The organism is Pseudacidovorax sp., assembly GCF_017991995.1.
Lineage (GTDB): Bacteria > Pseudomonadota > Gammaproteobacteria > Burkholderiales > Burkholderiaceae_C > Xenophilus.
Window position 1 is genome coordinate 1 of record NZ_JAGOPN010000011.1, and the last position, 20637, is coordinate 20637.

Annotated in this window: 17 protein-coding genes; 7 read left to right on the plus strand and 10 right to left on the minus strand. The window is 70.8% G+C overall.

The genetic code is table 11. From position 1 onward, the window contains the following. Positions 1-1097 precede the first annotated feature (1097 nt). Complete coding sequence (locus KBC94_RS15605) at positions 1098-2963, plus strand: phage integrase family protein (protein ID WP_294371854.1); 1866 nt, start codon at positions 1098-1100, stop codon at positions 2961-2963. On the opposite strand, the gene KBC94_RS15610 is transcribed toward KBC94_RS15605, so the two are convergent. From KBC94_RS15610 to KBC94_RS15620, 3 genes are all read right to left on the minus strand, one after another. After that, the gene (locus tag KBC94_RS15610) at positions 2948-3562 is read right to left on the minus strand and encodes a DUF4142 domain-containing protein (RefSeq protein ID WP_294371857.1); all 615 of its coding nucleotides are present in this window, start codon (positions 3560-3562) and stop codon (positions 2948-2950) included. The two genes, KBC94_RS15605 and KBC94_RS15610, sit on opposite strands and share 16 nt — an antisense overlap. A gap of 136 nt (positions 3563-3698) precedes the next feature. Then, entirely contained in the window at positions 3699-6308 is a 2610-nt protein-coding gene (locus KBC94_RS15615; RefSeq protein WP_294371859.1) for a membrane-bound PQQ-dependent dehydrogenase, glucose/quinate/shikimate family, read from the minus strand. A 269-nt stretch (positions 6309-6577) separates the two neighbouring features. Continuing rightward, positions 6578-7564, minus strand: coding sequence for a tyrosine-type recombinase/integrase (locus KBC94_RS15620; protein ID WP_294371862.1), 987 nt, complete (start codon positions 7562-7564; stop codon positions 6578-6580). Positions 7565-7903: 339 nt separating this feature from the next. Between KBC94_RS15620 and KBC94_RS15625 the strand changes: the two genes are divergently transcribed. From KBC94_RS15625 to KBC94_RS15645, 5 genes are all read left to right on the plus strand, one after another. After that, a complete protein-coding gene (locus tag KBC94_RS15625; RefSeq protein WP_294371865.1) occupies positions 7904-8356 on the plus strand; it encodes a hypothetical protein in 453 nt (150 codons plus the stop codon). Next, complete coding sequence (locus KBC94_RS15630) at positions 8356-8844, plus strand: DUF421 domain-containing protein (protein ID WP_294371868.1); 489 nt, start codon at positions 8356-8358, stop codon at positions 8842-8844. The genes KBC94_RS15625 and KBC94_RS15630 overlap by 1 nt, the downstream gene beginning before the upstream one ends. Positions 8845-8944: 100 nt before the next feature. Continuing rightward, positions 8945-10246 (plus strand): aminotransferase class III-fold pyridoxal phosphate-dependent enzyme, encoded by a 1302-nt coding sequence (locus KBC94_RS15635; protein ID WP_294371871.1) that lies wholly within the window; start codon positions 8945-8947, stop codon positions 10244-10246. A 68-nt stretch (positions 10247-10314) separates the two neighbouring features. Beyond that, positions 10315-11235, plus strand: a complete 921-nt coding sequence (locus KBC94_RS15640) for an RNA polymerase sigma-70 factor (RefSeq protein ID WP_294371873.1) — start codon at positions 10315-10317, stop codon at positions 11233-11235. A gap of 33 nt (positions 11236-11268) precedes the next feature. After that, on the plus strand, positions 11269-11736 hold the full coding sequence (locus tag KBC94_RS15645) for a carboxymuconolactone decarboxylase family protein (RefSeq protein WP_294371876.1): 468 nt from the start codon (positions 11269-11271) through the stop codon (positions 11734-11736). A gap of 21 nt (positions 11737-11757) precedes the next feature. Here the strand turns inward: KBC94_RS15645 and KBC94_RS15650 are convergent, their stop codons facing one another. Beyond that, positions 11758-12594 carry a LysR substrate-binding domain-containing protein gene (locus KBC94_RS15650; protein WP_294371879.1) on the minus strand — a complete coding sequence of 279 codons (837 nt, stop codon included), beginning with the start codon at positions 12592-12594 and terminating at the stop codon, positions 11758-11760. Positions 12595-12597: 3 nt separating this feature from the next. Between KBC94_RS15650 and KBC94_RS15655 the strand changes: the two genes are divergently transcribed. Then, positions 12598-13404 (plus strand): oxidoreductase, encoded by an 807-nt coding sequence (locus KBC94_RS15655; RefSeq protein WP_294371881.1) that lies wholly within the window; start codon positions 12598-12600, stop codon positions 13402-13404. An 18-nt stretch (positions 13405-13422) separates the two neighbouring features. On the opposite strand, the gene KBC94_RS15660 is transcribed toward KBC94_RS15655, so the two are convergent. The 6 genes from KBC94_RS15660 to KBC94_RS15685 all read right to left on the minus strand — a co-directional run bounded on the left by KBC94_RS15660 (position 13423) and on the right by KBC94_RS15685 (position 20570). Continuing rightward, complete coding sequence (locus KBC94_RS15660) at positions 13423-14127, minus strand: helix-turn-helix transcriptional regulator (protein ID WP_294371884.1); 705 nt, start codon at positions 14125-14127, stop codon at positions 13423-13425. A gap of 12 nt (positions 14128-14139) precedes the next feature. Beyond that, on the minus strand, positions 14140-14520 hold the full coding sequence (locus KBC94_RS15665; protein ID WP_294371887.1) for an antibiotic biosynthesis monooxygenase: 381 nt from the start codon (positions 14518-14520) through the stop codon (positions 14140-14142). Next, a complete protein-coding gene (locus KBC94_RS15670; RefSeq protein ID WP_294371889.1) occupies positions 14517-14876 on the minus strand; it encodes an NIPSNAP family protein in 360 nt (119 codons plus the stop codon). Before KBC94_RS15670 ends, KBC94_RS15665 begins: the two co-directional genes overlap by 4 nt. 101 nt (positions 14877-14977) lie before the next feature. After that, positions 14978-18043, minus strand: coding sequence for an efflux RND transporter permease subunit (locus tag KBC94_RS15675; RefSeq protein ID WP_294371892.1), 3066 nt, complete (start codon positions 18041-18043; stop codon positions 14978-14980). Further along, the gene (locus KBC94_RS15680) at positions 18040-19164 is read right to left on the minus strand and encodes an efflux RND transporter periplasmic adaptor subunit (RefSeq protein ID WP_294371894.1); all 1125 of its coding nucleotides are present in this window, start codon (positions 19162-19164) and stop codon (positions 18040-18042) included. Before KBC94_RS15680 ends, KBC94_RS15675 begins: the two co-directional genes overlap by 4 nt. Continuing rightward, entirely contained in the window at positions 19161-20570 is a 1410-nt protein-coding gene (locus tag KBC94_RS15685) for an efflux transporter outer membrane subunit (protein WP_294371897.1), read from the minus strand. Before KBC94_RS15685 ends, KBC94_RS15680 begins: the two co-directional genes overlap by 4 nt. Between the last annotated feature and the right edge of the window lie 67 nt (positions 20571-20637).

Below are 20637 nucleotides of genomic sequence, written 5' to 3' on the forward strand. Positions count from 1 at the left end.
CCCCCCCCCGCCTCGCGTCCCCCCGATCCCCGGAATCGTCCTCGCTGGCGATGGCGCAGTGCTTTGCCGATGCATGTGCACAGGTCTGGTATTTCGTATCACCATCCCCCATCCAGGGGGCAGACTTGGCCGTGCGTTCGGACGGCGCTGGCATCGCACACGCCCTAGATCAGAACCATTGCCAGACGCTCACTCTTGCGCCGCCCCGTTGCTACACCGACTGGCCGAGTTCATCGTCCTCTCAAACATTCGGTGGCGGAACTTGCCCCTCGAAGGTGGGGCGCTGGGCACTGTGGAGGCGCGCCCGCCTATCGGCCCACGAACGTGAGCATCCATTTGGGCGCCTGGTGTGCGACGTCGACGTCCCTCTCAGCGCCGTCTAAATCGTCTGAAGGCAGGGTTCGAGCCTGCCTGGTTTCGCTTGCTCTCGGCCATGCGCCGCATAGGTACGCTTTCCTCTGATTGAGTACACGCCCCAGCTCCCAGCCGGGGTGGGTCTCAACTTGGAAGGCGGGAATCTTGAAATCCTGTTGATCGGCAGGGCAGGGCAGGGCAGGGCAGGGCAGGGCAGGGCAGGGCAGGGCAGGGCAGGGCAGGGCAGGCCTTCCAGTGACCTCCGAGGCGGGCCGCACTGACTTCGCCCTAGCGGAACGTGGATACGCCGGGGCAGGACCGCTCCATCCATTTGGGCCAGTCCAAGGCCCTAAGGAACGGCACGGCCATCCGCGCCAATCTCCGCCCGCGGACCCCGTAGCTCTGCCGCCTCAAGGAGGCTGCTCGCACGCGCAGCGTGCCACCAATGCCGCCCACCGATGGTTCACCGCTCCCAGGGTTGGCTTGGCGGGACATCGTTCGAATGCCCTTGCTCAATGCGAAAAGTCCTTGTCGATCAAATAGTTGCCCAGGAGTCAGAAGGTATTCAAAGAAGAAGTTCAGGCTAAACCTCAAAAAAACGATGTATTGGTAATAAACTTCAAGCGCCGACAAGGTTCCGTCTTCCGGTTCTACAACCGGAAGACGCTGAGCCACGTGCAGGACGGCCCGTGCGCCCCACGACGTCGATCCCATGCCGCCCTCAAGCCGCTACCTTCCCACCCATGACGCCCGCTCGCGCCTCCAAGACCGCCCTCGTCTCCGCACCCGCTGCCAAGCAGCGTGCGCTGCATCGCGGCCACTTCGCCTTCATGCGGGCCGTCATCCAGGGCATCGACACGCGGCAGGCATGGTCGCGCTACATGCAGGGCGAGGACGACCGCGTGGACGAGCGGTTGATCCGCCGTGTCATCAACACCTACCGGGACGAGCTGGCGGCGGCGGCGCGCCGCCATGCGCGTCCGGGCACCGCCCGCCTGGTGCTCATGGACGCAAGCGGGCTCCCCGACGCCACCCGAGCCCGTCCGAGCCTGGAGGAGTTCGCGCTGGAGCGCGGTCTCGAAGACTTCTCGCTGGAGGACCAGCTCGCCGCCTTCGAGGAAGCCTGGGGTGCCGAGACGGAGGGCCGTCGTCAGCAGTCCAAGCGCCGGCGGCTGGTGGATCGTCAGTTGGAAGCGCTCTCGTGGCTGGAGGGGCTGGCCTCCCGCGCCCCCAGGGCCGACGACCCTGTAGAGGATTGGCTCGCGCCCGCCCTGGCGCAGCGCGTCGCGGCGGCGGGCATGCCTACGTTGCGCAGCGTGGCGGACCGCATCCAGGCCGTCGGCATGCGATGGTGGACGACCGTGCCGGCCGTCGGTCCCACCAAGGCGGCGCGCATCGTCGAGTGGCTGCGCGTCCATCAACAGGAGACGGGTCTGGCGTTGGGGCCCCACGCCTTCGCGCCGATCTCTCGCCTGGGTCGCGCGGCCTTGCAGCCCGTGGTGCCCCCTGCGACTGCGGTGCGCCCGCTCGAGAAGTTCGTGGTGCCCGAGGCGCTGCGCGGCAGGACCGGGCACTTTCGGGCACCGCCGGCCGCCTGCCGCATCTCTGCGCCCGATGATCTGGAGGCGGTGGCCGTCTGGCTTCAGCGCCGTGGCCGTCGTACGGGCGGTGACGAAGCTGGGGCGCCCGCCGAAGAGACGCGGCGGGCCTACCGCAAGGAAGCCGAGCGCCTGCTGCTGTGGGCAGTGCTGGCACGAGGAAAAGCGCTGTCCTCGCTGGACGAGGAAGACTGTGCCGCATTCGTTGCGTTCGCCCGTTCACCGCCGGCGGAATGGTGCGGTCCGCGCCATCACGAGCGCTGGTCGCCCCTCTGGCGGCCGTTCGAAGGTCCTTTGCGCGCCGCAGCGCTGCAGCGTTGCATCGCCGTGCTGCGGGCGCTGTTCCGCTTTCTGCACGACTGCGGCTATCTCACGCACGATCCATCGGCAGGGCTGCGGGGAGAGGTCGGGAGCAGCGCGTCCGACGCTTGCACGACAAGCGCGGCCCAGCCCATGGCGCTGGATGTCCAGCAATCCTCCCTCATGGTTCCGGCGACGCCGGGCCTGGTGCGCGCCCGGCGCGTGGCGGCATGGTTGCAGGAAACGGATGTCCAACCCGGCGCGCTGGCCCGCGCCCGCTGTGCGGATCTCGTTCCGCCCACAGCCACCGGCGCTGCTGACGCACCATGGCGACTGCGTGTGCAAGGAGAGCGTCGCGGCAGGCGCAGGGCGGCGCAACAGGATGCGATGCTGGAGGTGCCGGCCGCCCTGGTCGCGCAGTTGCAGTCGCTGCTGCGCACGATGGGCCGCACGGCCGATCCGTGCGACGAGGGGAACGCGGAACTTCCCTTGATCTTCGACGTGCGCGACAGCCGTGTCGTCGGGCTGAGCCGAGGCGGCGTCTACAAGGCCATCAAGCGGCTCCTGCACCATTGCAGCGCCGGCATGCCCGAGCCGCAGCGGCAGGCGCTGCAGGCCGCATCTCCCCGACGCCTGAGCAGACACCGGGACCGTGCGCAGGCCCCGTCAACGCACGCGTCGGGCGATGCCATCGATCACTTGCGCGCCTGAGCGCCGTGCAGGCCCTCGGCATGCTGAAGGTGCTTCTGCACCACCGGCAGGGTCTTGGCGGCATAGGCACGCAGGTCGTTGTCGCCGGTCTCGCGCTGCACCCGCTGCAGCTTCTCGACCGTCTGGCGATGGTCGGTCACGCCCGCCATGCGGATGTACTGCTTGTCGAAGGCCTCGCCGCTCAGCGCCTTGAGGCCCGTGGCCACGAGCTTGTGCTTGGCGTCAGGCTCCGTCGGCAGATCCACGTTCTTGCCGCGGGCGAGTTCCTGCAGCTCGGAAAGCGCCTTCTGATGGTCTTCCACCATCTGGCTGCCGAAGCGCTTCACGTCCTCGCTGCCGGCCTTCTCCTGCGCCAGGCGGCCGGTCTCGATCTCGGCCAGGTTGGCCTGGGCGAGGTCCCGCATCATGCGTTGGTCCGCCACGGCGACCCCGGGCGTCTTCTGGGCGGTGGCCCGCTGCGCGGGCGGCTGGGGCGCCGCGGGTGCGGTGGGCGAGGTCTGCGCCGGCTGGGCGGCGGCGCTGTGCAGCAGTGCAGGGCCAAGGGCGAGCGTGGCGGCGAAGCCCAGGGCGTGCAGGCAGGTGGCTTGTTGGCGGTTCATGACGGTCCTTTTCTAAAAGAAGGCGGCGCCAAAATGCGCCGGCCTCTGGCCAGACTAGGCTGCAGGCCCGCCCTCTCAGTCAGACGATTCACGCCCCCGCGTGGGACCCCGGGGCCGGATCGCCGACCCCTTTGACTTACGGCGACCCCGTGGCGGCGGGCAGCGCATACGCGCGCACGGCATCGCCCGGCTTGGTGCCCGTCGAGCCATGGCCGCCGGCGGCCACGAGTACGTACTGGCGGCCGTCCTCGCCGGTGTAACTCATCGGCGTGGCCTGGCCGCCTGCAGGCAGGCGGTCTTCCCACAGCTGGCGGCCGGTGCGCACGTCGTAGGCCCGCACATAGTTGTCCAGCGCGCCGGAGTAGAACGCCACGCCCCCCGCCGTCATCATCGGCCCGCCGATGCCGGGCACGCCCATGCGGAAGGGCAGGGGCAGGGGCGACAGGTCGCGCACCGTTCCGTTGCGGTGCTTCCAGGCCACCTGGCCCGAGCGCAGGTCCACACCCGCCACATAGCCCCAGGGCGGCGCCTGGCAGGGCAGGCCGACGGGCGACATGAAGGGCTTCATGGAGGCCGCGAAGGGCGCACCGAAGTTCTCGTTCAACGCGGGCAGGGAGCCCTTGGGCGGCCCGCCGTCCTGGACCATCAGCGTGGTGTCGTCGGGCCGGCGCACCAGCCGCGACACGAAGGCCAGGTACGTCGGTGTGGTGAAGGCCCAGCCGTGCCGGGGATCGACCGCGATCCCGCCCCAGTTGAAGACGCCGAAGTTGCCCGGGTAGATGATCGATCCCTGCTCCGACGGCGGCGTGAAGCGGCCTTCGTAGCGCAGGCGATGGAAGGCGATGCGGCAGGCGAGCTGGTCGAACATCGTTGCGCCCCACATGTCACGCTCGGCCAGCGGCGGCGGCTCGAAGGAGAGGGCGGACTTGGGCTGCGTCGGCGCGGTGTGGTCGCCTTCGGCCGCGCCCTGCGGCGCGGGCCGTTCGGTCACGGGCAGCAGCGGCTGGCCAGTGCGCCGGTCGAGCACGAAGAGCTCGCCCTGCTTGGTCGGCTGCACCAGCGCCGGCACGCGCTGGCCGCCGATGTCCAGGTCGATCAGCGTGGGCTGCGAGGGCACGTCGTAGTCCCACAGGTCGTGGTGCACGGTCTGGAAGTGCCAGCGCACGCGGCCGGTCGCCAGGTCGAGGGCGACCACCGAGGACGAGTAGCGCTCCACCGCCTCGCTGCGCCTACCGCCCCACTGGTCGGGCGGCTGGTTGCCCATGGGGACATACACCATGCCCAGGGCCTCGTCCACGGACGAGATCGACCAGCTGTTGGGCGAGTTGGGCGTGTAGGTGCGGCCCGGGGGCAGGGGCGCGGTGTCGTCCGGGTTGCCCGAGTCCCAGTTCCAGACCAGGTCGCCGGTCTGGATGTCGAAGGCGCGGATGACGCCCGATTGCTCCTTGGTGGACGCGTTGTCCAGCACCGTCCCGCCCACGATGATGAGCCGCTCGGTCACCACCACGGGCGAGGTCGAGTAGTACGCACCCGGCCGCACGTTGGGCATGTGGCGCCAGAGGTCGATCTGCCCGCTGCCGCGGCCGAAGTCGGCGCACACGGTGCCGTTTTCCGGGTTGAGCGCGATCACGCGGCCATCGGCGGTGGGCATGAAGAGCTTGGCGGGGCAGCTGGGCGCCGTGGGTCCCTGGCGCGCGGCCACCGGAAGGGGCTGGGTCGCGGGATGGCTGTCCTCCTGCTTCGAGTCTTCGCCGGTGGGGGCGCTCATCGGGGTCGGGTTGGCCGCGGTGCCGGCGCCGGGTCGTGCGGGCGCGGGTGCGGGTGCGGTGGCAGCCTCCGTTGCGGGTTGTGCCGCTGTCTCCGCGGCACTCGCGGCCACGGACGCGGCGTGGTACGAAAGGCCCCGGCAGGTCAGGTGCTGCAGCGCGAGATCGCCCGCGATCTGCGGATCGAAGCGCCACAGCTGCTTGCCGCTGGTCGCGTCGAGGGCGATGACGGACTGGTGCGGCGTGCACAGGAAGAGCCGGTTGCCGATCTTCAGGGGCGTGACTTCGAAGGTGGTTTCTTCCGGATCGCCGGGTCGGCCGCGCAGGTCGCCGGTGTTGAATTCCCAGGCCAGCTTCAGCTGGTCCACATTGGCCGGCGTGATCTGCGACAGGGGCGAATAGCGCTGGCCTTCGCCCGTCCGGCCGTAGGCATGCCATTCGCCGGGCGGGACGGCAGGGGAGGGCGGCTGCGCCGCCGCGGCAGCTGCGGCCTGCAGCTCGCCGTCGACCTCATGCGGAGTACGGAACCAGGAGGTCACCGCCAGCGCAGCCGAAGCCACCAGTACCAGGCCCAATGCCGCCCGGCCGCGACCGACCGCCGGACTCGCGGGCGGCGCCACGACCTTCGGCCGCAGCCCGCGCTCCAACGGCCGGGGGCGCGCGATGTCGCGCGACAGCGCCCGGCGCATCCAGGGCAGCACCAGCCAGAAGCCGAGGACGAAGAGCACGTCCAGCCGCGCGGCCAATGGCCACCAATCCAGGCCCACCTCCCACAAGGCCCAGGCGGCCGAGCCAAGCAGCAGGGCGGCGTACAGCCACAGTGCCGATGCGGACCGCCGCATCAGCAGGATGCCCGTCATGGCCAGCACCGCGCCGGCGATCAGGTAATAGGCGCTGCCGCCCAGGGTGAGCAGCCAGACGCCGGCCGCAGCCAGCGCCAGGCCGAGCAGGAGGAAGAGGACGCCGGTGATGCGTGCCATGGAAGCCTTTCGCGTGAGGCGCCGGTGACCGCGGCCCGGCGGGCACGCGTCGACGGCGCAGGAGGTACACGCCGACGAGGTTGCCGCCGACAGGTCCTCTGCGCTGTCGGTCATCGCCCGGCCAGGCTGTCGTCATACGCGGGGAGCTGCGGTGCCCGTCCCCCAAGGCAGGGCGCCTTCATGATGCGCTGGCGGTGCGCTCTGCGATCGGCTTCGACCCGTGGCATCGACGTCATGGATGCCCTGACGCTGGGGCGCGCGCCTGCGCGTCACACCACGACTTCGGGGCCCGGCAGCACGCGGTCGTATCGCTTCATTTCCCCCGGCTCCACCCCCATCCATCGCGCCACCATCTCGGGCCGGGTGCCGCGGCGCAACTGCCGCAGCGCGAAGGTGTGCCGCAGCCGGAACGAGCCGCCGGCGCCGCCGCGTCCTGCCACGCCGGCGGCTTCGAGCACCTTGCGTGCGCACTGGTACTGCGAATCGGCCAGCCACGGCTTGCCGGTGCGGGTGGAGGGGAACAGGAACTCGCCAGCGATGCGCGAGGCCGCCCGCACTTCCAGCCAATGGTGAAGCAACTCGGCTGCCCAGGGCGCGACCGGCGTCTCGCGTGCCCGGATCGTGCCATTGGCGGGCACGCGCAGCTTCCAGGTCCGTGCCTTCGGTCCCACGCCGTTCATCACGGGTGACGCCAGCGTGAGGGCGCGCACGTCGCTGGGCGCCAGCCCGGCGCCCAACTGGAGCGCGACGGAGGCGCGGTTGCGCACATCCTGCCAGGGCAGGCTGGCGAGGGCAGTGGGATCCTGGCCCGGGCGGGGCCGGGCGGCCGACAGATGGGTCAGCAATTGCCCCGCCTCCTGGGGCGTGAGCACCTCGGGTGGCGGGTCGGCCTGCTGCGATTCGGCATAGCGCACCTGGGGATTCGCACGCACCCAGTCTGCAGGGGCGCGATTGGGGCGGCGGCCGGTGCGGCTGGCATGGTGCGAAAGCACCCGTTCGATCAGCCGCATCAGCCGCAGCGCGTAGCGGGGCGAGAGGGACTGGTCCGACGCCTTGCGTCCATAACGCGCCGCCTGGAAGGCATGCAGGTCGCGCGGGTCGATGACGTCCAGCCGGACGGCGGGGGACTGGCCAATGCACCAGGTAGCAAAGCTCTCCCACATCGCGCGGTAGACCTCGTGGGCCCCTGCCTTGCGAAGAACGCCGGCACCCTGCTGGTCGGCAGCCCATGCCTCGAAGGCATGTTGGAAGTCCATGGAGACGGGGGGAAGGGACGTGCCGATCATGGGAGGGGAGTCGCCACAGAAAATAAGTTAACGGGCGTAGTGTCTCCTGGATTGAATGCTGGGTTGTTCAGATAGTTTTAATGCCGTTAACTTATTTTTTGTACGGCTCGCCCAACTCCCCACCAATGCTGGCACGGCCCGTCAACACCCGCTGACGGACAGACCTCCCCAACCCAGGACGATCACACGCGGCAACCACCCGCATCCATGTCCCAGGAAAACAACCCGCTACCCATGACCCGGGCACCCGACGGCATCGTCCGAGCCCACACATTGCCGCACAAAGGGCTGGTTCGGCATGCCAGCCCCTTGTCCTTGCTGGTACTGGGCGGGGTGCTGCTGCTGGGCATCTCCGGCCTGCTCGGCCATGCGGGAATGGACCGTGACACGTACCGCAGCGACACGCGATCGCACACCCTCGATGTCGAGATGCCCGTGGTGATCCGCACGGGTGACTTCTTCGAGACGCGGTTGCACGTCAAGGCCGGCGAGGACATTGCCAAACTCACCCTGGCCGTACCGGTCAGTCTTTGGAGGGAGATCACCGTCAACGCGATGGTCCCTCAGCCCGAGTCCGAAGGCGCGGACGGCGAGGCCTACACCTTCGACTTCGGTCCGCTTCGCGCCGGCAAGGAGATGCGCATCAAGATCTCGGCGCAGGTCAACCCTCGCCTGCATGGCGTCCTCGAAGGCGAGCTCGAATTGCGCGATGGCGACCACCTTCTGGTGCGTGCGCCGCGCCGACTGCGTGTGCTGCCCTGATGGAAGTCGTCCTGCGCGCCACCGCCATGTTCGCGGTCGTGTACCTGCTGGTGCGGGTCCTCGGCAAGCGCGAACTGGGGCAGATGACCCCCTTCGAATTCATCGTCATGGTCGTGGTGGGCGACCTGATCCAGCAGGGCATCACGCAGAACGACTTCAGCCTGACCGGCGCCACGCTGGCGATCAGCACCTTTGCCTTCTGGGGCGTGGTGCTGAGCTGGGCCTCCTACCTGTCGCCCAAGGCAGAGCGCCTGCTGGAGGGCGAGCCCCGCGTGCTGATCCAGCACGGCCGCCTGCTGGAACACAGCCTGCGCCGCGACAGGCTGACGCGCTCGGAGATCGAATCCGAGATGCGCCTGGCGGGCATCGCATCGATGGGCGACGTGGCCTGGGCCGTGCTCGAACCCAACGGAAAGATCAGCTTCATCAAGCGGGAGGAGGGCGCGCAGGAGCCATCCCGGCAGCAGGACGACCAGGCCGCCGGCTGAGGAGCCATCCGACCCCGCCACGTGGGCCGTCGACTTTGCGAGCAGGCGCCTCCTGCGGCCTAAGATGGCCGGCTTGCCGCATCACCCCTTCGTGCCAGCCATGAACGACGCCCTTTCCCACGCCCTCGAAGCCGCCATTGCGCGTTATGCGGCGCGCAATCCAACCAGCGCCCGCCTGCTCGACGAAGCGGCGACGGCCATGCCCGGCGGCAACACCCGAAGCGTGCTCTTTCACCCACCTTTCCCGCTCGCGATGAGCCGTGGCGAGGGTTGCCGCCTATGGGACGAGGACGGCCATGCCTACCTCGACGCTCTGGGGGAGTTCACCGCTGCCCTCTATGGCCACTCCAACCCGCACATCCGTGCGGCCATCTCCGAAGCCCTGTCGGCGGGCCTGAACCTCTCGTCCCACACGGCGCGCGAGGCCGCGCTGGCCCGCGAGATCCAACGGCGGTTCCCCGGCATGGCGCTGCTGCGCTTCGCCAACTCGGGCACCGAGGCCAACCTGCTGGCGCTGGCTGCGGCCAAGGCCCACACCGGCCGCGGCAAGGTCGTGGTGTTCGAGGGTGCCTACCACGGCGGCGTCCTCACCTTCGGCGGCGGCCCCTCGCCCATGAACGTGCCGCACGACTTTGTCTTCGCGCGTTACAACGACCTGGGCAGCGTAGAGGCGTTGCTCGCCGCCCATGGCCCCGACGTGGCCGCCATCCTGGTCGAACCGATGCTCGGCGCCGGCGGCACGATCCCGGGTGACCCGGCCTTCCTGCGCGGCCTGCGCACGCTGGCTACTGCACACGGCGTGCAGCTCATCTTCGACGAGGTCATGACTTCGCGCCTGTCCTTCGGCGGACGCCAGGCGCTGCTGGGCATCGCGCCCGACCTGACCACGGCCGGCAAGTACCTGGGTGGCGGCCTGTCCTTCGGCGTCTTCGGCGGACGGGCCGAAATCATGGCCCGCTTCGACCCGCGCCGGCCCGATGCCCTGGCCCATGCCGGCACCTTCAACAACAACGTGCTGACCATGGCAGCCGGCCTGGCAGGACTGACGCAGGTACTGACGGCCGCGGCGCTCGATGTGCTCAACCGCCGCGGCGACGCGCTGCGCGAGCGCCTGAACGCCACGCTGGCGGACCAGGCCGTCGACATGCAGTTCACCGGTCTCGGCTCCCTGATGACCCTGCATGCCACGGCCCGGCCGGTGCGCTCGCCGGCCGACCTGGCGGGCACCGACGGCCGTGCCAAGGACCTGGTCTTCTTCGCCCTGCTCGAACGCGGCATCTTCATGGCCCGCCGCGGGATGATTGCGCTCTCGCTGCCCTTCGGCGACGCCGAATGCGACACGTTGGCCGCCGCCTTCGAGGACGTGGTCCTCACGCATCGCGACGTGCTTCCCCGGCGCTGAGCGCATCCGTTCGGCAGCGCCCTCGCCACGACCTGTCACAAACGGCCCGTCCCATCCGTCTGCCGGTCATGAGCGACACGACCGACCTGTTCCTGCGCCTGCGGCCCCGGCTGCATGGCATCGCCTACCGCATGCTCGGCTCGCCCGCCGAGGCGGAGGACGTGGTGCAGGACGCCTGGCTGCGCTGGCAGTCCAGCCCGCACGATGCGCTCGAAAGCGCAGAGGCCTGGCTGGTCACCATCACCACGCGCCTGGCCATCGACCGGCTGCGCAGTGCCCAGCACCAGCGCGAGCACTATGTCGGCACCTGGCTGCCCGAGCCTCTGATGGCCGACGAAGGCGCCCCCTCGCCCGAGGCCCTGCTGGAGCGGGCCGACGACCTGTCGGTGGCCTTCCTCGCGGTGCTCGAACGCCTGGCCCCGGAGGCCCGTGCGGCCTTCCTGCTGCGCGAGGTCTTCGATGCGGGCTACGACGAGGTCGCCCGCACCCTGGGCAAGAGCGAGGCCGCCTGCCGGCAGATCGTGCACCGGGCCCGCAGCCAGTTGCAGGACGCACGGCCCCGCCATCATGTGCCGCCCGAGCACCAGTTGCGCCTGCTGCGCGGCTTCGCCGACGCGGCCGCCAGCGGTCAGTTCGCCGACCTGCAGGCCTTGCTGGCCGAAGATGCGCAACTGGTCAGCGACGGCGGCGGCAAGGTGCCGAGCTTTGGCATTCCGCTCGTGGGGTCGCGCCGCATCGCCCAGCTCTACTGGGCCGTGCACCGGCGCCATGGCGCACGCGCGCGTTACGAGGTGATGGTGCTGAGCGGCCAGTGGAGCGTGCTGCGCTTCATCGACGAGGCGCTCGAATCGGCCCAGACCTTCCAGACCGACGGTCAGCGCATCCAGGTCGTCCATACCCAGCGCAATCCCGACAAGCTGGCCCGCATCGCCGCCGCACTGGGCCGGCCGCTGGCCGCTGTCACAGGGGCCGGGTCCCGCTCGTCTTGAGGGTGTGTTCCACCCCTCTTCGAGATGACCGCCATGACCCTGCACGACCAACCCCGACTCTCCTGGATGCGCATCGCGCCCAGGCCCTACCAGGCCATGATCGCCGCTGGCGCCACGCTGGCCGAGTCCTCCCTCGGCCCGGTGCTCATCGAGTTGATCAAGACCCGGGTCTCGCAGATCAACGGTTGCGCCTTCTGCCTCGACATGCATGTGCGCGACCTGCGCAAGCTGGGCGAGCCCTGGCAGCGAATCAACAGCCTGGCCACCTGGCGCGACGCGCGCCTCTACACCGAACGGGAGCGCGCCGCGCTGGCCTGGGCCGAAGCCCTGACGCGCCTGCCCGATGGCCACGCAGGCCATGACGAGGTCTTCGACCACCTGCGTGCGCATCTCAGCGAGCAGGAGATCGTTGAGCTCAGCTGGGCCATCGCCCAGATCAACACCTGGAACCGCATGGCGGTCGGCATGAGCGCACCCGTGCCGGCGCAGGACATCGCCTGAGCCATTCCGCATGCGCGCGCCTCAGCGACTGCCGACCTGAAGACCGGTCACGAAATCGACGAAGGCCCGCAGCGGCGCGGGCATGAGCCGGCGCCCCGGGTAGTAGAGGAAGGGGCCGGAAAATGCGGGCCACCAAGGCTCGAGCACCGGCACGAGTTCACCGCGATCCAGGTACGGTTGCAGCCAGTCCTCGAAGAGGTAGACGATACCCAGGCCGGCCACTGCGGCGTGCACCGCCAGGTCTGCGCCGGCGCCCAGCGCCACGGTCAACGGCCCCCGGGGCTGGATGCGCACCTGCTCGCCGTCGCGCTCGAACTCCCAGTCCGGCATCGCCCGTCCCGCGAAGCGGCCGCGCAGGCAGGCATGCGCCAGAAGATCGCGCGGATGCAAGGGCAGTCCCGCGCGTGCGATATAGGCGGGGGATGCCGCGGTGGCCATGCGCTGGCGGCGCGGCCCGATGGGCACCGCCACCATGTCCAGCGCCAGACGCTCCTCGTAGCGGATACCGGCGTCGTAGCCCTCCGCCACCAGGTCCACGAAGCGCTCCTCGACGACCACCTCCAGTTCGATGTCCGGAAAGGCCTGCAGGAAAGACGGCACGATGTGCGGCAGCACCAGACGCGAAGCACTGGCCGGAACGTTCAGCCGCAGCGGACCGGCCGGCCGCTCGCGGAACAGGTTGACCGCGTCCAGCGCGGCTTCCACCTCCGCGAGGGCGGGCCCCAGACGCTCCAGCAGACGGGCACCGGCCTCGGTGGGCGCGACGGTGCGCGTCGTGCGGTTGAGCAGGCGCATGCCCAGGCGTAACTCCAGCCGGCGCAGCGCCTCGCTGAGCTGCGAAGCGCTGGCGCCCGTCACCGCATGGGCTACGGCGCCATGCAGCTCGCGGGTCCCGGCGTCTTCGGCCCCCCGCGCGATCGGGACAGCGCCCTGGCCGTGCTGCGCGAAGCCGTCGAGGCCGGCGTCGACCACATCGACACCAGCGATTTCTACGGTCCCCACGTGACCAACCAGCTGATCCGCGAGGCCCTGCATCCCTACCGGGACGATCTGACGCTGGTGACCAAGGTCGGCGCGTGTCGCGGCCCCCAGGGCGAGTGGGAGGTCGCCAGTTCGCCCGAAGCCCTGACTTCGGCCGTCCACGACAATCTCAGGAACCTCGGCCTCGACGTTCTGGAGGTGGTCAACCTGCGCCTCATGTTCTCGGTGGAAGGCCCGGCCGACGACGACATCGAGCCCGCACTCGCTACCCTCGCTGAGCTGCGACAGCGCGGTCTGATCCGCCACCTGGGGCTGAGCAACGCCACGCCTGCCCAGGTGCGCGCCGCCCGAGCGATGGTGCCCATCGTGTGCGTGCAGAACCACTACAACCTCGTCCATCGCCAGGACGACGCGCTGGTGGATGAACTGGCCCGCTTGGGTATCGGCTACACGCCCTTCTTTCCACTCGGCGGCTTCACGCCGCTGCAGTCCGGAAAGTTGGACGCGGTGGCCCGTCAGCTGGACGCCACGCCGATGCAGACGGCCCTGGCCTGGCTGCGCCAGCGCTCGCCCAACATCCTGTTGATCCCGGGCACGTCGTCCGTCGTGCACCTGCGCCAGAACCTGGCCAGCGTCGATCTCGTTTCGCCATCGCAGCAGCTGGCCGTGCTGGATGATGGGCTCTGAGCCGCCGCCGTGCACCGCTCAGCGGGCCGGCACCGTCATCCAGCGGCCCAGGGCCTGCAGGCCGGGCGGTGTGACCGCGAGCGAGCGCTCGCCGTCGCGTCGGCGCAGCCAGCCGGCGTCCAGGCAATGGCGCAGCAGCGCATTGGCCAACGGGCCCGCCAGATGATCGCGGCGTTCCGACCAATCCAGGCATGGCTTGGCGATGGCGGCGTCGGCCGGCTTCGCCTCCAGCCCATCCAGCTTCACGCCCATGGCCACCAGCGCCTCACGGCCCGCCGCAGTCAGGCCGTAGCCGCCGGGCACGCTGCGCAGCCAGCCCTGCCGCAGCATCGCGTCCAGCATCTGCACGCCCAGGCGTCCGGCCAGATGGCCGTAGCAGCTGCGCGCACAGCGCAGGCGCAGCCGCGCCGGGCTGGACCAGGCCCGCGCGCGGCCTTCGCGCTCGGCCACCAGCGCCAGCGCCTCCAACACGCGCAGGATGTCCTCGCCCGCGAGCCGGAAGTAACGGTGACGGCCGCGCACCTCGGCCGTCACCAGGCCTTCGGCCTCCAGCCGGGCCAGGTGGCCGCTGGCAGTGGAGGCGGCCACGCCGGCCGTGCGCGCCAGTTCGCCGGCGCTGGCCAGGTCGCCGCCCATCAGGTAGGTCAGCATACGGGCGCGGGCGGGCTCCGCGATCTGGGCCGCGACCCGGGCGATGCGGGGTTCGTCGGTGGGGGAGGTCATCCTGCGATCTTCTCAGCGCACGGCGTCGTGCGCGTCGTGCATGGGGGGCACGTGGTGCGCCTCGCGGGAGTCCGCCGGCGCCTCGGCACGTTCGTCGAGTCCGTAATCCCGCAGCACCTGGGCCACGCGCAGCCGGTAGCCGCGGAACAGGCCGCCTCGCCCGGCCTGCTGCGCGCCGCGGTGGGCAGGCCGGCTTCGCCATTGCCGCACGGCGTCCTCGTCCCGCCAGAAGCTCAGCGACAGCAGCTTGCCGGGCACCGACAGGCTCTGGAAGCGCTCCACGGCAATGAATCCGTCGATGCCGCGCAGTTCCTCCGCCAGCCCTGCGGCGATCCTCAGGTACTGGTCCGTGCGGCCGTCCTGCGGCTCGACCTCGAAGAGGACGGCGATCACGCCGCCGCTCCCGCGGCAGGCGGCGGCAGCTCGGCCGGCCGCAGCCACGCCTCGGGCACGACCTCCAGGAAGCGCCGCTCCTCCCGCAGGATGAAGCGCTCGCGCTGGGCATGGGCAAAGTTGGCGCGGCCCTCGGCATCGTCGCGCAGGCGGGCACGGTAGGCCTCGTAGGCGGCCAGGCTGTCGAAGGCGACCAGGCCCCAGGCCTCGACATTGGAGCCCTCGTGCGGCAGGAAGTAGCCCAGCAGGTGGCCGCCGCAGCGGGGAATGATGCGGCCCCAGGCCTGGGCATAGAGGCGGAAAGCCTCCTTCTGGAAGGGGTCGATCTCGTAGCGGATGAAGCAGGTGAGGGTCATGGGCGCTTGCATTGAAGAAGTGGCCCGAGCGTAGGCGCCGCCTGCCGCGCGATGCTTCGGGCTGGGCCGAAGCATCGCGCGTACACCGGGGCAGCGTCCGTTCAGGCCGGCCGGCGCAGCCGCCGCAGCAGCCACTGGAGCAGATCGTCCACGCAGGTGAACACCACCGGCACCACAAGCAGGCTCAGCACGGTGGATGTCAGCAGCCCGCCGATGACCACGATGGCCATCGGTTGGCGGAAGCTCGGCTCGGCCCCCACGCCCAGGGCATTGGGCAGCATGCCGGCGCCCATGGCGATGGTGGTCATGACGATGGGGCGGGCCCGCTTGCGGCAGGCGTCCAGGATGGCATCGCGGCGGCGGGTGCCGGGCGTGCGCCGGGCCACGACCGCGTACTCCACGAGCAGGATCGAATTCTTGGTGACGACACCCATGAGCATCAGCACGCCGATGACCGCTGGCATCGAGAAAGCCTGTCCCGACGCCCACAGCGCGGCCACGGCCCCGGCCAGGGCCAGCGGCAGGGCCGACAGGATGGTGACCGGCTGGAGGAAATCATGGAACAGCAGCACCAGCACCGCCCAGACGCAGAAGATGCCGATGGCCATCGCGGTGCCGAAGCTCTGGAAGAGCTCGCCCATGCGTTGCAGCTCGCCCGACTGCACCTGCCGAACGCCCGCCGGCAGTTCGCGCAGCGCGGAAAGCTGCATCGCCTCGTGTTGCACATCGCCGATGGCGCGGCCAGCCAGCTCCACGGTGAGCGTGACATTGCGCGAGCGATCGATCCGGTCGATCTGCGCCGGTCCGCCCCCGATGGACAGGTCGGCCACGGTACCCACGGTCACCGGCCCATCGCGGCCGCTCACGCGCAGGCGTGACATGGCGTCCAGGTCGTCCCGCAAGGCGCTGTCCATGCGCACCCGGATCGAGACCTGCCGCTGCGGCAGGTTCAGCTTGGGCAGCGCGGTGGCGTAGTCCCCGTAGGTGGACAGCCGCACCGCCTCCGCAATCGCCTCGGTGCTGACACCGTAGGCTGCGGCGCGGGCCGCATCGGGCCGGACCTGGATCTCGGGCCGCTCCAGCGCCGCCGAAGAGGTGATGTTGCCGATGCCGTGCAACGTGCGCAACTGGCCTTCGAGGCGGTCCGCAGCCTTCGACAGCGCTATCGGATCGTCGCTTGCCAGCGTGATCTGCATGCTTTCCCCGTTGCCGCCCGAACCGATGGAGACGCGTGCGCCGGCCAGTGCCTGCAGCTTCGTGCGCAGCAGCGTCTCCAGCTCGGACTGCTTGAGCGCACGTTCGCCGCGATCGGCCAGGGTCACGGTCAGTGTGGCGCTGGCGACATCCGCCACCGCGCTGCTTCCCATGCCACCGGTGCTGGCGGCCGTGCCCGCGGAGGTGAACACGCCGGACACACCCGGGACCTCCCGGATCAGGGTCGACGCCCGCAGCGCTGCCTGGCGGGTGTCGTCCAGCGAACTGCCGGGCGGCAGCGTCAGCGAGACCTGCGTCTGCGACCGGTCCTGCGCCGGCATGAAGCCAGTGGGCAGCCACAGCGCCAGCGCCAGTGCGGCCGCGAAGAAGAGGGCCGCTGCCAGCAGGGTCGCCTTCCTGTGCGCCAGCGCTGCGGACGCCCAGCCGAGGTAGCGCCGCATCAGACGGCCGTCGGCGACGTGGCTGGCCGTGCCGCCCGCCACCGGCCTGAGCATGTAGGCTGCCATCATCGGCGTGAGCAAGCGCGCCACCAGCAGCGAGGCCAGCACCGCCACTGACGCCGTGACGCCGAACTGCCGGAAGATCAGCCCCGGAATGCCACCCATGAAGGCCGTGGGCAGGAAGACGGCCACCAGCGTGAAGGTGGTGGCGATCACCGCCAGGCCGATCTCGTCGGCCGCCTCCATGGCCGCCTGGTAGGGCGTCTTGCCCATGCGCAGGTGGCGCTCGATGTTCTCCACCTCGACGATGGCATCGTCCACCAGGATGCCGATGACCAGCGACAGCGACAGCAGCGTGACGGTGTTGAGCGAGTAGCCCAGCAGGTACATGGCCCCGAAGGTGGGCAGGATCGACAGCGGCAGCGCGGTGGCGGAAATCAGCGTCGCGCGCCGGTCGCGCAGGAAGGCCCACACCACCACGACGGCCAGCAGCGCACCCTCGACCAGCAGTTGCATCGACCCCTCGTAGTTGTCCTGGATCGCCGCCACCGCATTGCTTGCCTCGCGGATCGACACCTGCGCATGCGCCGCCGAGAAGGCATCCATGGCCTGTCTGACGTCGTGCACGACGCCGACGTCCGAGTAGCCTTTCGAGCGTTTGACCTGGAAGGCGATCGCCGGGCGGCCATCGCGGAAGGCCAGCGTGCTGCGTTCGGCATGGTGGTCGCTGACCCGCGCGATCTCGTCCAGCCGAAGCCTTCGGCCGTCGGCCAACGGAATGCTGAGCTCCGCGAGTTCCGCGGCCGTGCCCACCGTCGCGATGGTGTGGGTCGACTGACGTTGCCCGCCGACACCGCCCAGCCCGCCCGAGCTTTCGCGCTGCACGGCGGCGATCTGCGCCGACACGGTCGATGCGGTCACGCCGAGGCCGGCCATGCGCACCGGATCGAGCTCGACCAGCACCTCGCGGTCCACCCCGCCGAGGCGCGACACCGAGGCCACGCCCTTGACCGACAGCAGCACCTTGGCGATGTCGTTGTCGATGAACCAGGACAGGTCCTGCTCGTCCATGTGTGGCGCCTCGGCCGTGAAGGTGAGCAGCGCCCCAGAGGCCGTCGTCACCTTGGCCACCGTGGGCGAGGCCATGCCCGCCGGCAGGTCGGCGCGGGCGCTGTCGACCGCGTTGCGCACCTCGCTCAGCGCCTCCTCCACGTTCTTGGCCAGGTCGAAGCTCACGCTGATCGTGGCGACGCCCTCGGTCAGCGTGGTCGTGATGTGGTCCAGCAGCGACAGCGAGGCCAGCTTGTCCTCGATCTTGCGGGCGACGTCGGTCTCCAGCTGCGACGGCGCCGCGCCCTCGAGGCTGGCCGTCACCGTGACGGTAGGCAGCTCCATGTCCGGGAAGTCCTGGATCTGCAGCCGGCTGAAGGCCAGCAGCCCGAGCACGGTGAGCAGGACGAAGAGCAGGACGGCGGGGACCGGGTTTCGGATGGACCAGGCGGAGACATTCATCGCGGCGCGGCCTCCGTCGAGCCGGACACGGTCACGACCGCGCCATCCAGGATCAGTGCGCCGCCGCGGGCCACGACGCGGCTGCCGGCCTCGACGCCCGACAGGATCTCCACCCGGTCATCCTGGCGGCGGCCCACGACGACCGCCTGGCGGAACACCTTGCTGCCTTCGCCCAGCATGAGCACGTAGGTGCGGCCGTCGCGCGGCACCAGCGCCGACTCCGGCAACGTGGTCGCGGTGCTCTCGGGCAACTCGATCCATCCGCGGGCGAACACGCCCGGGCGCACCTGCGCATGGGCGGGCAGGCTCACGTACACGGTGCCCCGTCCGCTGCCGCTGCCCAGCGTGGGCGCGAGCAGGCGCACCGTGCCGTCGACGCGGTCGCCGCCCGGCAGCAGGATCACCGCCCGCTGGCCTGGCCGCACCTGGGCCAGCGCGGTCGCGTCCAGCTCGGCCTGCCATTCCACACGGCCCTGGCGCATCAGGCGGAACAGCTCCGCCCCCGAACTCACCACGTTGCCCAGGACGCCGGCGCGGGACGAGACCACGCCATCGTCGGGCGCGGTGATCCGCGTGTAGCCCAGCCGCAGCCGGGCGCTGCCGAGGTCCGCCTGGGCCGAGGCCAGGGCCGCACGGGCGCTCGCCTCGGTCGACCGGTATTCGTCCAGCCGCTGGGGCGCCAGGGCACCCTCGACGCCCAGCGACGCCGCCCGCCGCAGGTCGGCCACCGCCTTGTCCAGCGCGGCCTGCGCCTGCGCGACCAGCGCCTCCTGCTTGCGCACATCGGCCTTGACCGACTCGTCGGCCAGCCGGGCCAGCACCTGGCCCTTGCGCACCGAGGCGCCCACCTCGACGGCCAGCTCGGCGATCCGTAGCCCGCCCGTCTCGGGGCTGACGATGATCTCCTGCCAGGCGGCCATGCTGCCGTCGGCCTGGATCCTCCGTGGCCAGCGCTCGCGGCCCGGGCTCACCACCTCCACCGTCAGCGCGCTGGCGGGCGGCTCCGAGCGTTCGGTGGCGCCATCGGCCCTCCTGGCGTGGATGAGTGCCAGGCCGGTGGCGGCCAGCAGGACGACGACGGCCGCGACGGCGGCGGCAGGGTTCAGGCGGCGTGGAATCATGGTCGGGACAGCGGGGCGGATCGGATTGCGGGCGTGTCGTCCTGCCAGCCACCACCGATGGCCTTGTACAGGGCGATCCAGTACCGGACGTGGTCGCGCTCCAGCGCGGCCAGCGTGACCTGGGCATCGAGGGACTGGCGGCGGGCGTCCTCCAGCGTGAGCAGGGACTGCGTCCCGGCCCGCCACTCGGCCTCGGTGGCCAGGAAGTAGCGCTGGTACTGCAGCGCAGATTCGCGGGCCTGCGCCTCGCGCCGCTGCGTGCCGTCGAGCCGCACCAGGGCCTGCTCCACATCGGCCACCGCCTGCCGCACGCCCGAGCGCCACGCGGCGCTGGCGACGAAGAAGGAGGCCCGGGCCGAGTCCACCCCGGCGCGGCCACTGCCGCCATCGAACAGCGGCAGCGACAGGGACGGGCCGAAGCTCCAGCTGGTGAGCGACGGCGTGCCGCTCAAGGTGCCGCCGAGCGACACGCTGGGCAGCAGCGCGGCCTGCGCGACACCGATCTCCGCACTGGCCGCCGCCAGCTCGCGCTCCAGCGCGGCGACGTCGGGCCGCTGTCGCAGCACGTCCGCCGGCAGGGCCGGCACCGCCAGGGCCGCCGGCCGTGGCAGCGGCGATGCCGGATGGGCCAGCGCCGCACGCAGGGCCAGCTCGGCCAGGCCGGTGAGCTGGGTCAGCGTCTTGACCAGCAGTTCGCAGTCCTGCGTCTGGCCCAGCAGCGAACTGGCCGCCGAGGCCGCACTCGCCCGGGCGAGCGCCTCGTCCGCGGCCGAGTCCAGTCCTGCGCGCACCAGCGCGGCCGTGGCCCGCAGCGTCCGCCGGGTCGATTCGAGCTCCTGGCCATAGGCATCGGCCAGGAGCAGGCAGCCGCGGTACTGCACATAGGTGTCTGCCACCTCGGCCGCGAGCGAGATCCGCGCGTCGTGCCAGTCGTCCTGCCTGGCCTGGACGCGGGCCTGGGCAGCCTGCGTGCTGCGCCGGACTTTGCCGAAGAGGTCCAGCTCCCAGGACGCATCCAGGCTTGCCGTGCGTGTGACCTGGCCGCTGCTGCCTTTCTCGCCGGCGCGCGTGGCGGCGTACTGCCCGGTCACCGACGGCCGCCCGCCCGCGCGGGCCGAGGCGAGCGTGGCGCGCGCCGCGTCGATGCGCGCCGCCGCGCTCTCCAGCGTCGGGCTGTCCTGCTCCGCCTGCCGCAGCAGCAGGCCGAGCGCGGGATCGTCGAAGCGCTGCCACCACGCGTCGAGCGCAGCCACGCTGCCATCGTGCGGAACGGGCGCATGCCATTGGACGGGGGCGGGAGCGGGCGGCGGCGTGTAGTCCGGGCCGACCGCGCCGCAGCCGGCGAGCATGCCGGTGGCCAGCAGCGTGCCGAGGCGCGGGCGGGAAAGGATGGGAGCGCAGAACATGGTGAATCCGTGGTCGTGCCGATGCTAGGGAGCGCTTCGGCACGCGGACGCACGCGAGTGTTAAGGT

Bases quoted from the DNA above. Each gene is read 5' to 3' on its own strand.
- KBC94_RS15640 (WP_294371873.1), top strand. From the start codon at position 10,315: ATGAGCGACACGACCGACCTGTTCCTGCGCCTGCGGCCCCGGCTGCAT.
- KBC94_RS15660 (WP_294371884.1), bottom strand. From the start codon at position 14,127: ATGACCTCCCCCACCGACGAACCCCGCATCGCCCGGGTCGCGGCCCAG.
- KBC94_RS15615 (WP_294371859.1), bottom strand. From the start codon at position 6,308: ATGGCACGCATCACCGGCGTCCTCTTCCTCCTGCTCGGCCTGGCGCTG.
- KBC94_RS15635 (WP_294371871.1), top strand. From the start codon at position 8,945: ATGAACGACGCCCTTTCCCACGCCCTCGAAGCCGCCATTGCGCGTTAT.
- KBC94_RS15610 (WP_294371857.1), bottom strand. From the start codon at position 3,562: ATGAACCGCCAACAAGCCACCTGCCTGCACGCCCTGGGCTTCGCCGCC.
- KBC94_RS15630 (WP_294371868.1), top strand. From the start codon at position 8,356: ATGGAAGTCGTCCTGCGCGCCACCGCCATGTTCGCGGTCGTGTACCTG.
- KBC94_RS15675 (WP_294371892.1), bottom strand. From the start codon at position 18,043: ATGAATGTCTCCGCCTGGTCCATCCGAAACCCGGTCCCCGCCGTCCTG.
- KBC94_RS15605 (WP_294371854.1), top strand. From the start codon at position 1,098: ATGACGCCCGCTCGCGCCTCCAAGACCGCCCTCGTCTCCGCACCCGCT.
- KBC94_RS15620 (WP_294371862.1), bottom strand. From the start codon at position 7,564: ATGGACTTCCAACATGCCTTCGAGGCATGGGCTGCCGACCAGCAGGGT.
- KBC94_RS15645 (WP_294371876.1), top strand. From the start codon at position 11,269: ATGACCCTGCACGACCAACCCCGACTCTCCTGGATGCGCATCGCGCCC.
- KBC94_RS15670 (WP_294371889.1), bottom strand. From the start codon at position 14,876: ATGACCCTCACCTGCTTCATCCGCTACGAGATCGACCCCTTCCAGAAG.
- KBC94_RS15655 (WP_294371881.1), top strand. From the start codon at position 12,598: ATGGGCTACGGCGCCATGCAGCTCGCGGGTCCCGGCGTCTTCGGCCCC.
- KBC94_RS15685 (WP_294371897.1), bottom strand. From the start codon at position 20,570: ATGTTCTGCGCTCCCATCCTTTCCCGCCCGCGCCTCGGCACGCTGCTG.
- KBC94_RS15680 (WP_294371894.1), bottom strand. From the start codon at position 19,164: ATGATTCCACGCCGCCTGAACCCTGCCGCCGCCGTCGCGGCCGTCGTC.